Here is a 13,015-nt window from a genome sequence, read left to right on the forward strand (position 1 = left end):
CTGAGCATGATCGCGCAGTTGGTGCAGCGCATCGGCAACGCGTCGTCCGACCTGCAAACCGCCGCCGCCGACACCAGCGAAGTCGCCAACAACATGAACCAGGCCGCCGGCCGCCAGCGCGAAGCCGTGGAACTGGTGAGTACCGCGTTCAACGAAATGGTCGCCACCGCCAACGAAGTCGCGCGCTCCTGCAGCGCTGCCGCCACCAGTGCCGACGAAGGCTACCGCGACGTGCACGACGGCCAGCAGCACATCGGCGAAGCCACCGGCAGCGTGCTCAAGCTCAGCGAAGACCTGCAAAAGTCGACCCAGACCATGCAGCTGCTGGAGCAGGACAGCAAGAACATCAACACCATCCTCGACACCATCCGCTCAATTGCCGAGCAGACCAACCTGTTGGCGCTCAACGCGGCGATTGAAGCGGCGCGCGCCGGTGACCAGGGCCGTGGTTTCGCGGTGGTCGCTGACGAAGTCCGCGCGCTGGCCCGCCGTACCGCCGACTCCACCGGCGAAATCGACAGCCTGTTGGGCAACCTCGCCCGCCGTACCCAGGAAGTCACCCAGCAGATGCAGGGCAGCCTGCAGGTGAGCCACACCAGCGTGGAGCGCATCCAGCAGGCGCGTGACAGCTTCGACAAAATCCGTGGCTCGGTGGATTCGATCCGCGACCAGAACACCCAGATCGCCACCGCCGCCGAGGAACAGCACCAGGTCGCCGAGGAGATCAACCGCCACATCGCGCAGATCCATGCCGATGCGCAACTGGTGGAAGGTTTTGCGCATTCGGCGCAGACCGGCTCTGGGCGCCTGACGGATATTTCGGGTCAGCTCAAGGGGTTGGTGGGGCGGTTCAAGTTTTAATCGCCGCCGCTGCCATCACCACGCCAATCGATAGCCGATGTTCAACGCCCACGGGCGCTTTAGCGTCGAGCTGTCACTGGTCTCGACGTCTGCATAAACGTGCTGACCGCGCGCCAGCGCTCCCGTGACACCCGCCCCTGCATACCAGCCACCGCCGTTGCCGTCCGGGTGGCTGCTGATGTCGTTGGTCTTGACCTGGCTGCGCGCCGACAGGTCTTGAACCCAGCCCGCCTTGATATACGGCTGGACGGTAGCGCCGTTATCCAACGTCAGCGCCCGGCCCAACTGCGCACCACCGCGCAGTTGAGTGGCAATGCCGTCGTCGGCTTCGACGCGCAGGCCGTTACTCAGGCGGTAACGGTCACTGCCGCCGTACAGCGCCGACAATTGCACCTGTGGCTCGACGAACCACCCATGCTCCAGGCGCACACGCTTGCCGGTTTCAAATGACACGCCCGCGCCGCTGCTGCGGCTCTTGCCGTTGACGCGGTTGCCGTCGGTGGCGTGTACGTCGAAGCGGGTGGACCAGCGATTGAGGGTCAACAGGCTGTCAGCGTACCAACCCGAATCATCCAGGTAAGTGGCGTAGGTGCCAATGTAGTAGCTGTCGAGCTTGCCGCTGCCTTCGCCGTTGAAGTCACGATTGGCATGGCTGTAGCCCGCCATACCGCCGAGAATCAAAGCACCGTGGCTGCGAGCCAATCGGGTATCCAGGCCCAGTTGCATACCGTTGACGTGCTGGGAAAAATGCCGCGCGGCGCCGTTATCCACCTCTTGTTTCTGGCCGTAGGTGCGCATCCACACGCCCTGGCTGTGGCCGCCGTCGCGCACGTCGCCCAAGCGTTGGATCAGGCTGCCGCGCTCGGCGTCCCAGGTGTCGCGCAAGGTTGAGAGCGCGCTGCTGTTGATCGCTGCACTGGCGGCAGTAGAGAGATGCTCGTCGACATTGACCAGACTCCACCGCGACTCCCCTGCCGGGTCGTCGTCGCGCTGCAAGGTGTAGCGGTAGCTGCCGACGTCCACCTGCTGACCGCGATTGGCCAAACTGAAACCGCCCGCGCCGCCCTGGCTTTCGACCAGCGTCAGGCGTTGGCCGCCGCTGGAGGGTTCGGCACCGCTGTTGCGCACCATGATCTGGTTGTTGCCGGTGACCTGCCCGCCCACTTCCATGCGGTCGCCACGCAAGGAGCCAAGGTCAGTGTTTATGATGTACCGCCCATCGCCGTCTAGGTCGCCGCCGACTTTCAGGCGCATGAAGTCGCCCCTCGTCGGCTTGGCAAACTCGACGGTGCCTGTGTTGTTCAGTTGACCTATGCTGGAGTTTGCGAGCATCCGCCAATCGCTGCTGTCGTCCAGGCAGAGACGGGACGCCATGGGGGTATCGGTTATTGCGCCTTCCAGTCGGGACTGGTTGTGCAGGCTCAATTGCAGGGTGCCGTCATCGACTCGGATATCACCCTCAATCAATGAATGATCGCTGTCCAGTGCGACTTGGCCGGCGGCGAGGCCATTGCCGCCTGCGGTCATCCAGATAGCGTCGCGACCCGTCAGTCTGCTGTTGGTCAGGTCGGCGCGCAGGCTGCCGCCGGAGACGCGCAAGGCTGTACTGTTGTGCGCGAGCACAGTGGTGTCGGAGAGGTCTATCTGGTTGGCGACGTCTGTGCTCGCCTGACTGACCAGCCCATACGCATTGTCACCGAGAGTCTCAATATGAGTGCCTTGCGCCTTCGCGATGGCGCCGTTGCTGACGAACACCCCGTGGCTAAGGTCGCCGTGGGTCAGTACCTGGCTGTCAGTCATCGAAATCTGCGCACCTGGCAACCGGGCGAAGGCGCCCACCGAGCCTTCGCCAAACGTTTCGATCACCACCTTGCGCAGTTCAAACGTGGCGTTCGGGCCGCCCACCTGGCCACCGATGACGTCGGTCGAGGCATAGAGCCCATGGGATGAGTCACCATGAGTGACGACACGGCTGCCGTCCATGCGCAGGGCTCCGGCCCGGTTGTCGATGGCCGCCGCCTGGTTGCCCCAGGTTTCCAGCACGCTGTTGTGCACATCGGCCTGGGTATCGCCGCCGGGCATCCAGATCGCCGACCCGTTGTTGCCCTGGGCCGTGACATGTGAGTCGTTAAGTTCGAGGGATGCGCCTTTGGCATCAAGGTTAATGCCGTTGCCGGTTTGCGAGAGCACCTGCGAATGGCTGACCTCTGCCCGACCGCCGCCGAGGGGGGAGCTGGGGCGGATGAGGATCCCGTCCGCCTTGGCGTTGATGCTGCCGTTGCTGAATTGGAGCAGGCCTTCTTGCATGTCCACGCCTTGGGCCAGATCCGACTGCACCTTCACACCGTCAGCGGTAATGACCGTGTCGGCGCCGGTAATGTTGAACACGGCTGCGTATTGGCCGTGAGCGGTGGCGGTGCCATTGCGCAAATCGATATGGGCACCCTGTTGCGCCCTCACGGTAAACGCGGCATTGCCCGCCGATGAAAGGCTTGTATCCGTGACGCTGATGCTTGAGCCCGCTCCCATGGCCGACACCGCATCAGCCATAAAACCGGTCGTTGTCACGCTAGAGTCGATCAGCGCTGCACTCGCGCCCTGATCGACCATAACCCCACGGCCACGGCTGCCATCGGTGGTGATTTCGGTCTGCTCCAGGCGCACATGGGAGCCTTCGCCACTGGCGCTGGCACCGTCCCCAAAATAGCCGCTGGCGTTAAGTGTCGAGCCTTGCAGCGTGCCCTGCCCGCCGCTCACCACTTGCAGTCCGGTGACGGCATCGTTGGGCCCTCCGGTCGTGGCACGCACGTCCATGGCTGATCCCATGAACCCGTTCTGCTTGCCACTGACGCGAATGGCGGCGCCCTTGCCGGTATACGCCACCTGATCATTATCAAGTATCAGTAAATCGCCCTCCTCGGACGACACATCCACTTGGCCGATCGTGGCTGCCTGAGCCGGGTTTAACGTCACCAACAGTGCACAACCAATTGCATAACCGAGTGGGTTCTTTTTGATGCTCATTCATCAATTCCTTGAAGTGAGTTGTTATCCAATGCCCAAACGTTCAGCAACAGGTAACCCCACCACGCTCTTCAAAAGAGGCAGTTGTGCTGAAGTTTCGAGACCGCTGTTATTGATATTTCACGGTGACCGTTGCGGTACCTTTTACGAGCCCTGGGGAGACGCAGTGGCTGCCCCCGGCACTTTGGTAATAACGCACCCGATATGGCAGGCTGAAGCTGGTGGCGTTATTGACGACCGCCCCCACCACGCTGGTTGCGCCCAATAACGCGGGCACCCCGGTGTTGGCATCGAGCACTTGTAGCGCAACGCATGACGCGTAGTTGTCCCCGGCCTGGGGCTTGATCAAGCCCAGGCTGCCATCGGGCATGAACCTGTCTGCATCCATCGTCAGGGTGACGGCGCCATTGGCGCCGGAGCAGTTGAAGCCCACGGTGAAGGGCGTTTCGCCGGTGGTGGAGCCCAGGCCGTTAAAGCGTCCAAAGGGCACGGGAGCCAGGTCCACGTTGAGATCGCCAATCGAACAGGTGCCGGTTTCTGGCACGATTTCACCGCCGCCACCGGCAATGCGCGTGGTCATGAACACCCCGCTGTTGAACGGGTAGACCGGTTGCGCGATGTTGTTGGTATAGGTACCGCCCGCCAATGCACCGGAACCGACTGGCTCACTGAGCTTGATCAGTTCAACGATCACCGACCCCGTCACACTGACCACCGCGCTGTTCTGCTCGATGGAACCACTGACGTTGGGCATGCCTAACGTCCAGCTGGTGCTGTCACCGGCGTAAAACGGTGAAGTGGCCCTTGTCGGTACCCAACTGGTGCGCATGCCCACCCCGGCAATATTGGTGGTGTAGACATTAGCGATAGAAGTCGCGGTGCCTTGAACCACCCGCCATTGGGTGGTATCTCCCGGTTTGCAGGACACGATCGCGTAATAGCTGCCGGTAATCGGGAACTCCTGGGTGAAGAACACTTCGCCTATCGCCGTGCCTGAAGGCACGGTGACGCGACCGAAGTTCATATCCACCACGGCACCCTCCTGGTAGTTGGGCATCATGCCGCACACCGCGAAGGCGGACGTTGGAACCAGCAGCAACGCAAGCAGTTGCAACGTTATGGAAATCAATCGGGTCATGTTCATCGACTGCTCAGGCGAGTGCCTTCTCGAAGCAGGCACGGCGCCTGGGTCTGCGACAGGCCCTTGATACCGGCACTGGGTTTGGCGAAGCGGTAGGCGACGCTGCAACGGGCATCGCCCGGCAGGCTGACGGTCAGCGCGCCGTCGTTTGCGACGCCCTGCACAAACAGGTTGTTACCCTGGCCGACCACGCCGACCACATTGCCCGCATCATCGAGCACCTGCGCACCAAACGGCATGTTCAGGCTGGCGGCGTTGGTGATGTGAATGACCGCCGACTGCCCGACCTTGGTTTCAAAGTTGACGCGCACCACTGCACCGGCAAACGGCGCGACCTGTTGGGTGGTGTTTTGGAAGGTGACATCCATCGAGCTGCCTTTGGGGTCCAGGTTGACGTTGTTCATGCGGTAGGGCGACAGGTACGGCACCACGCCATAACCGTTTTTATCGATGACCAGGCCAGACAACCCACCAATGCTCGCGCCCTCGCCGCCCGGCGCAGACACGAGGGCAATGGTGTCGCCGGTGTTGGGTGACAGCGTCAGCCCACCGCTGTGCACCACCAGGCTGCCGTCACTGCCCAGGGAGGTGGACTTGTAATCGCCGCCCTGTTCGTAGGCGCCGCGCACCGTGCTGCGGTTGCCCCGGTATTGGGCATTGACGCTGCCGGAGCTGGACGTATTGGTGTCGGTGGCCTGGGTAATGCCGTAGCTCAGGCGCCCGGCATCGTCCGCTACACCGCTCAAATAGTTACGCAACGAGCTGCCCTGCCCGTGCCCACCGGTGTATTGGCTGCTAAGGGTTGGCGACTTGGCACCGCTGCCCAGTGGAATATTGAGGCTCACGAAGTACTGGGTCTGTGCCCCCAGGAATTCATCGTTATTGCGGCTGGCGGAAACGCTGTAGCTGATATCTCCCGCATTGCCGTTGAACCCCACTTCGAACTGGCGGCTGGAAGCCCCCGAACCGCCCCAGGTCTTGCGGGTGCTGCCAGTCATGAAAAACGAGCCCAGGGTGCCCACCGGCTGGTCGACACTGATGTCGAACCGGTCACGTTCGTTGCCCATCCACAGCCACTGCTCCTGATAGCCAGCAGTCTTGACGCGTTCACGCGCGTCGACTGCCTGGGACAGGGTCATGTACCTGGACGATGAATAGCGGTAGGCCGCGAGGGTGAAATTGGTACGGGACTCGCTCAGCAACTTGCTGTACGCGACCTTGACGCTACGCCCGGATGCCGAGCCGAGACGGCCACCCAACTGCGTGGTTTCTTGCGTCAGGTCAACCGACAAAGCCCCCAGTGGCGTGTTCATCCCGAGCCCCATCAGCCCTGCGCGGAACCCCTCACTGACCTGAAAGCCGCCATAGCCGGTCAGGTAATTATTCAATCCATAGAACAAAGTGCCTTGGGCCAGATGGGCATTGTCGGCCAGGTTCTGGTTGTACAGCCGCCCCGCCACCAGGTCGTATTTGGCACGTCCTGGCCGCACCAGGTTGGTGATCGACGAATACGGCACATCGAAACGGCGTTCGCTGCCATCGGCCTCGGTGACCCGCACATTAAGGTCGCCGCCGTAACCTGTGGGGTACAGGTCATCGATCACGAAATTTCCGGGAGTGACCGTGGTCTGGTAAATCTTTATATCGTTCTGCCACACCTCGACCCGTGCGTTGCTGCGGGCAAAACTGCGAATAGTGGGGGCAAAGCCAATCTGCGAGTCGGGGAACATGCGTTCCTCCGACGCCAGGCTCAGCCCACGCACGGCGATACTGTCAAACCCCACGCCCTTGGTATTGAGCTCGCCCAGGGTCGCCAGGCTTTTCAATTGCGCCACCGGCCGCTGCACGTAGGTAGACAGGCGGTTCCACTCGGTCTTGGCGCCGTTGGTCCAGCTGACGTTCGCATTGTGTCGAAACTGCCACAAGCCCAGGTTGAAACCGCTGCGCAGGCCCATATAGGCGGAGTCAGTGCTGCCGTAATGGTCATTCTGAGTGCTGAAGTAGTTCAGGTTGTAGTCCACCTTTGCCGCCGTGATACCGGCGTCCCAATACTCCGGCTCCACGTAGCCACGGGGGATACGCCGCAGGCTGGCCTGGGGTATTTGCAGGTAGAGCTTCTGCTCGCCCAAGTCGGCGTAAGCCACAGAATCGGGCATGAGCGCCTTGAGCGTGCGGCAACCGTTGAACGTCGGCAATTGCTGGGTATCAATGCCCAGGCGTTTGAGGGCCGCAGCGCTGAAACACGCCTCGGCGATATTGCGGTCTGAGCCGTCGACAAATTCAACTCGGGTTCGCGTCACTTGTTTGCCATTGATGTAAACGTTGAGGTCGTAACGCCCGGCCAACACCGGGTTGCCTTTCTGGTAACGCGAAACGTCCATGCGCTTGGCGTTGCCCACCAGGAACGACGGGGTGAATTCGGCGTCCTGAAAGTCCACTTGGGCAGCGGCTGCCGGTAGCGACAGCTCATCGGCCATCAGGTGCTCATCGGCGCCACTGAACATCAGGCACACCACTGCCCAGAATCGAACGATTGAGCATGACGGTCCCGCCAGAAACACTTTTCTGCGAAGTATCGATCGATCAAAACGGTTCATAGGCTTCTAACGATGGAGGTAATTAACTTAATCGACCGCCGAGCTGACTGTTTTCAATGCGCCATAGTCATTGATGTAATCAAACTGGACTTCGCCGTCTTTAACAGGCAATACCGGTGCGGTGTCGGCCTGTACGTCGAACGTCTGCTGGCCGCCAGGAGCAACCATATAAATACCGTCTTTATTGCTAAACACCTTGCCTGCTCGCGCGACATAGACACTGCCGAAAGAAATATAGAGACCCGAAGTATTACGGCTGTGCAATACCCACTTGCCACCCTTATTGAGTAACTTCCACTTCAAGTGTTTAGCTGCATCGTGCAACGGCATACTGAGTTTCGCGGGACGATAAAAAACCTTGATGCGACTCTGGATCGCTACCAGCAAGTTGTTCTTATCCTTGGACCCCGGCGTAACCGGCGGTATTTCAAGTACATTCAGCCAAAACAACGATTCGCGATCTTCCGGCAATGCCGTGCCGTTGTAGAGGATTCGCAACGTCTGGGACGCCTGACCCTCAATACGGGTAATCGGTGGCATGATCAAAAACGGTGCGGTGCTGTTCTCCGGCGTGGAGTCCGTAGCCCCATCGTCCATCCAGGACTGCACAAGTGCCGGCGTTGCGCCTTTATTCGACAGAGGCAGCGTCACTTCACGCTCGCCGCCAGGATAAATAAGCCGGGTGCCCCCCAGCACGATGTTGGCCCGGGCATCGATGCTCATCAGGTAAATGAGCAGGCCACCAATCAATAGACGAAATATCCGCATAGTCAGGGTAATACCCTCTGCGCAGCGGGCTGCGCAGAGGGTATTTCTCAGTTATAGCTCAGTTGGTATTTGACCTGGCTCTTGACCAGGCCTGCGGTGGCTACGCCGGTCGCGTAGTACTGCACGCCGTAAACCATCTCGGCTGCGCTGTTGGCGACGGTAAAGCTCTTGGCTGCACCGGCATCACCTGGCTTGATGACGCTGTTGTCTTCGCTGTTGTACAGCTGCAAGCCCACATTGGCGGCGGACGTCGCGCCGCTGAGCTGGTTCTTGAGCAGGCCCGTGCTCAAATCGACGAGGCTGGCGTCGTAGAGAAACTGCGCACGCACATTGGTCACCGTCGGCGAGCACTGGTTGACGGCAATGCGGAAATTGGACGGCATGGCGGTTGCGCCGGCCTGAGCCAGGTCACCGACTTTGGCGGTGGCCAGGTCCACGGTGAAGTCGCCTGCAGTGCCGGTGGTAACCTGGCATGTTTCGTCAGTCACTTTGCCGTTGAATGTAATGGTGCCCGCCTCAGCCGCACCGGCGTTATTGGACAACGTCAACAATCCAAAAAGACTCAAGACAGCCGCATTCATTGGCAGCACAAATTGTTTTTTCATACTTCATCTCTCAATAGTTAACGGGCACGCTGAAACATCAGCATCAGTAGGACATTCACGCATCACAGGGTCGCACTGAATAAGTGAGTGACTTATCAGAACTGCTTAGATAACGACTTAGTCATTTTTCGGGCACGCGTCGACCTCGGCACTTACGTGCGCACACCCTCAAATCAATAAGTTGCCTGATAAGGCGAGACGCGCTGGTACGTCTAGCATTAAGCACTACCAAACTAAGTAATACTGAGCGCTAACACCTAAGCGTTACTTGGCTGACGCTGTGGCCGCTATTATGCGTAAGCCGCCGATGACTGTCTTTAGGATCAAACTGAAAATACAGCCACGGCGACTAAAAACCGTGGCCGTCATTACATAAACAACTGGGCTTCAGCGCAAAAAGCCAATAGCGCTTGATCATTATCAACACCGAGCTTGTGCATGGCTGACACTTTTTGCGCGCTGATGGTCTTGGTGCTTCTATGCAGCAGTGCCGCAATCTCACGCCCACTCAAGCCAGAGATGAAATGGCGCAAAACCTCGTACTCACGCACCGTCAATCGGGCGATCCGAGCGTGGAGCTGGTTATCGACGGTCGGAAGCGCCCGCGCCGGGGCCTGGTACTTCCGGTCTCGGGACAAGGCCTGCAACGCCAGGTTGATTTCATTGAAGTCGCCGCTTTTCGGAATCACGCCCCATACGCCCAGGTCGTAGAGGCTACCGACGATCAGCGGGTTGGAAAGCATGGTGAATACTAGCACCCGGGTGTCGCTGAACCGTCGGCACAGGTACTCGATCATCTGCAACCCGTCGCCATAGGTTTCATCACCGGGCATGCTGTAGTCGGCAATGACCACGTTCGGCGCCAACTGTTGATGCAACTGGATCAATTGACTGGGGCCGCTGGCGACACCGACCACCTCGAACCGCGCATCGCGTTCGATGATGTCCTGTACGGCCATCGCGACAATCGGATGATCGTCGGCGATTAACACGGTGGTTTTTTTCATGGTGATTCATTCCAGTTTCAGTCAGTGAATAACGGATGGCCTGCGGTTTCAAAGGTCCGCCAGCAGGCCCTCGACAGCGACGACAAGGGCTGCGAACTCTGTGGACGTTCCGTGTCCTGCCAATAGGCGCTGCTCCAATGCCTGGCACAGCTGCCCGAGCTGTTTGGCCTGCACCGCCGCGAATGCACCCCGCAACCGATGCAATAGCTCCACGACGACGGGGGCCTGGCGCTGCTCCCGGGCTTGGTGCAGCGCGTGCATATCGGCGCGCAGGGTCTTCACGAACAGCTCGCGCATTCTGGGGGAGAGCGCGATGGGATCAGTGGCGGCTTTCAGTTCCAGTGGTTGCCCGCAGCGCGCGTAGCGCCGCAGCACCGCATACAAATCCCGTAGGCTCACCGGTTTAATCAACCAGTTCTCAATGCCGGCCGCGATGAACTGCTGGGTCTCCTCCTGCATGCCGCTCGCGGTGACTGCGATGACTGGGAGGCTGGCGCCGCGCCGACGCAGTTCATACACCAGTTCAAAGCCATCCATCTGCGGCATGTTGATATCGGTCAGCAGCGCATCGAACGCTGGCGTCCAGTGCGCCAGGGCTTCCCGGCCATCGCTTGCCAGGGTCACTCGGCAGCCGAGTTGCTCAAGCTGTTCCTTGAGCAATTGCTGGTTGATGGGGTTGTCTTCGGCCACCAACAGGTTCAAGCCCAACTTGCCTGGTCGCTGGGCCTGTGCGGCTGGCGGGGCGATCGGCGCATCGCCCTGTGCCAACGCAAGGCCGACGCTCAACGTGAAACAGCTGCCCACGCCGATGTCGCTGGCAACGGTCAACCGGCCACCCATCAGTTGGGCAAGTTGCGCGCAGATCGACAGGCCCAGGCCGGTGCCGGCAACGGTGTGGGCATGCCGATGCGCCTGGTAGAACGGTTCGAACAGATGGGCCTGCTGGTCGGCCGCGATGCCCATGCCGGTGTCTGTGACCTGCCAGTGAAGGGTCGCCAAGCCGTTGCAGACCTCAGCGGTCAAGTGCAACGTTACACTGCCCTGCTCGGTGAACTTGAGCGCGTTGCAGAGCAGGTTGGTGAGTATCTGCCGAATACGCCGCGCATCTCCCAGCACCACACCCGGCACGTCACCATCGACGTCCACCGCCAACTGCAACTGCTTGCCCTGGGCGGTACCGATGTACTCGGCGACCACGTCATCGGCCAGCGCCAGCGGGCAGAATTCGGCCGGCTCCAGCACCATCTCCCCGGCTTCGATCTTGGACACGTCCAGCACATCGCTGACCAACTGTAATAGCGTGGTGGAGGAACGCTCGATGATATGCAGGTAGTTACTTTGCTGGTCGGTCAGCTCGGTGAGCCCCAGCAACTCCAGAGTACCGAGGGCACCATACAGGGGCGTTCGGATCTCATGGCTGATTGTTGCCAGGAAGCGCGATTTGGCCGCACTGGCTTGCGCCAGTCGCTGCTCGACTTCCTTGTGCGCGCTGATGTCGTTGAACGCACAGAGCACCACCTCTTCACCGCGATAGCGCGCAGAAGCGAAACTTCCGTGCAGCGTGTTGCCATAGCGGCTTTGGAAGATCACGTCACCATCGGGCTGGGCCGGGTCGGGGTTGAGCCGCCAGTGTTCGCTCAACTGAGTAATGGCCTGGGTATCCCCCAGCAAGCGTTCGGCCAGCGGGTTTTGCATGATCAGGTGACGGTCGTCGCGCCTCAATACACACAGTGCCACAGGAGCGGTCTGGATCACCGTGCGACTGAAGGTATCGCTTTCGACGATCTCCAGATGTGCCTGGCGTGCCGGCGAAATAACTTTGCGCGAGTACCCGCGGATGGCTGCCCAACTGCCCAAAAGGCTGGCGAGCAGCAAGCCCGCGCCGCCGAGTAACTGCCACTTGGCGTAGCCGAAAAAGCCTTGATAGGTCAGTTCATATAACGCGACCCAACCGCCGGTGTCGGCGCCTCCCATCTTGAATACCAGCCCCTGGGCAGAGAAGTTCAGGCCTGACCGGTAGCCGTCCACCGAACCGACCGTGTCAATCAACGAGTCACCCCGGGGCGACAGCAATTGCAAGCGGTCATAGATCGGGCGCTCGAACAGTTGCTCAGGGTCGTTGATACGCTCCAGGTCCAACATCGTCACGGCGATGATCTGCCGTTTTGGCGTCCACCAGAGCGCGTCAGGCAGTTTGAACGCCAAGTACCCGAGCAGTGCTCGGGATTCATCGGCAATGTAGTGCTGCGCCGGCGCCCAACGCACACCGTCTTCTTGGCCAGCTGGTGCTTGGGTTTGCAACGCGACGTGAATCCTCTCGACCGTCGCCAGGTAGTTGTCCTGGGTCAGCAACCGGCGCCCCGCAAACCGGCCGACTGCCGGAACGGCCATGCTGGTTTTACCCAGTGCCCCGAGCACGAACACTTGGGGTGACGGGTAGATCGAGGTACTCCAGAAGTGGCTGTAGAAATCCGCCAGGATCACCCCCAGCACGAAATTGCCCGGGTGCGGGCCTGTGGTGCCCTGCCGTTGCGCCAGGGTGAAGGGCATCGACGACGCAAACTGAGCGCCCTCGAAAATGCGCACGCCCGGCTCATCGATCAGCACGTGATGTTGCGCGGTGATGCCCGACGCCGGTGGCTGCTGCGCGGCCTGGTTGCCGTGTCGCGCAACCCGCGTAATGAAGTCTTCGTGCTGACGGATGTCGCCAATCAGTCGGTTGAAATGAAGCCTCACCTTATTGCGCTCTTCACCTACCACTTTGCTCAACGCCCAATAGCAGGCGGCCAGCATCAGCAGGTTAAGGAAGATCGCACAGATCAACACCTTGTTCAGGCGCAGGGAGGTGTTGGCGAGATGGCGGATCAGGCTGTAGTTGTGTTCGGGCATAGGCTCATGGTCCGGTCTCGAAAGCCGGCACACGCCACATCAGGAAAAAGGGGGAGCGTTTTTACCAGAGCACCATGGTGACGATCTTGACCCAGGTCAAAAAGCCTTCGATTACCTGGGGTT

Annotated in this window: 7 protein-coding genes and 1 pseudogene; 1 reads left to right on the plus strand and 7 read right to left on the minus strand. The window is 60.3% G+C overall.

Annotation, left to right across the window (positions count from 1 at the left end):
* Positions 1-324: 324 nt before the first annotated feature.
* A pseudogene (locus GIW02_RS27135) lies at positions 325-861 on the plus strand (methyl-accepting chemotaxis protein); the annotation flags it as partial.
* 15 nt (positions 862-876) lie between these two features.
* Here the strand turns inward: GIW02_RS27135 and GIW02_RS00745 are convergent.
* The 7 genes from GIW02_RS00745 to GIW02_RS00775 form a co-directional block, all read right to left on the minus strand.
* Positions 877-3,885: an autotransporter outer membrane beta-barrel domain-containing protein gene (locus GIW02_RS00745; RefSeq protein ID WP_236411688.1), complete on the minus strand. Its 3,009-nt coding sequence runs from the start codon at positions 3,883-3,885 to the stop codon at positions 877-879.
* 109 nt (positions 3,886-3,994) lie between these two features.
* Positions 3,995-5,029, minus strand: coding sequence for a fimbrial protein (locus GIW02_RS00750; RefSeq protein ID WP_236411687.1), 1,035 nt, complete (start codon positions 5,027-5,029; stop codon positions 3,995-3,997).
* The gene (locus GIW02_RS00755) at positions 5,026-7,530 is read right to left on the minus strand and encodes a fimbria/pilus outer membrane usher protein (protein WP_236421749.1); all 2,505 of its coding nucleotides are present in this window, start codon (positions 7,528-7,530) and stop codon (positions 5,026-5,028) included. The genes GIW02_RS00750 and GIW02_RS00755 overlap by 4 nt, the downstream gene beginning before the upstream one ends.
* A gap of 120 nt (positions 7,531-7,650) precedes the next feature.
* Positions 7,651-8,346 carry a fimbrial biogenesis chaperone gene (locus GIW02_RS00760; RefSeq protein WP_236418523.1) on the minus strand — a complete coding sequence of 232 codons (696 nt, stop codon included), beginning with the start codon at positions 8,344-8,346 and terminating at the stop codon, positions 7,651-7,653.
* A 92-nt stretch (positions 8,347-8,438) separates the two neighbouring features.
* Complete coding sequence (locus GIW02_RS00765; protein WP_236418521.1) at positions 8,439-8,996, minus strand: fimbrial protein; 558 nt, start codon at positions 8,994-8,996, stop codon at positions 8,439-8,441.
* A 368-nt stretch (positions 8,997-9,364) separates the two neighbouring features.
* Positions 9,365-10,003 (minus strand): response regulator transcription factor, encoded by a 639-nt coding sequence (locus GIW02_RS00770; protein ID WP_236418520.1) that lies wholly within the window; start codon positions 10,001-10,003, stop codon positions 9,365-9,367.
* A 48-nt stretch (positions 10,004-10,051) separates the two neighbouring features.
* Entirely contained in the window at positions 10,052-12,892 is a 2,841-nt protein-coding gene (locus GIW02_RS00775; RefSeq protein ID WP_236418519.1) for an ATP-binding protein, read from the minus strand.
* Positions 12,893-13,015: the final 123 nt, after the last annotated feature.

The sequence above is a fragment of the Pseudomonas syringae genome, assembly GCF_021606685.1.
In the GTDB taxonomy this organism is placed as follows: domain Bacteria; phylum Pseudomonadota; class Gammaproteobacteria; order Pseudomonadales; family Pseudomonadaceae; genus Aquipseudomonas; species Aquipseudomonas syringae_R.

Coding starts and splice junctions, on each gene's coding strand:
- GIW02_RS00745 (WP_236411688.1), bottom strand. CDS start 3,885: ATGAGCATCAAAAAGAACCCACTCGGTTATGCAATTGGTTGTGCACTG.
- GIW02_RS00750 (WP_236411687.1), bottom strand. CDS start 5,029: ATGAACATGACCCGATTGATTTCCATAACGTTGCAACTGCTTGCGTTG.
- GIW02_RS00755 (WP_236421749.1), bottom strand. CDS start 7,530: ATGTTCAGTGGCGCCGATGAGCACCTGATGGCCGATGAGCTGTCGCTA.
- GIW02_RS00760 (WP_236418523.1), bottom strand. CDS start 8,346: ATGAGCATCGATGCCCGGGCCAACATCGTGCTGGGGGGCACCCGGCTT.
- GIW02_RS00765 (WP_236418521.1), bottom strand. CDS start 8,996: ATGAAAAAACAATTTGTGCTGCCAATGAATGCGGCTGTCTTGAGTCTT.
- GIW02_RS00770 (WP_236418520.1), bottom strand. CDS start 10,003: ATGAAAAAAACCACCGTGTTAATCGCCGACGATCATCCGATTGTCGCG.
- GIW02_RS00775 (WP_236418519.1), bottom strand. CDS start 12,892: ATGCCCGAACACAACTACAGCCTGATCCGCCATCTCGCCAACACCTCC.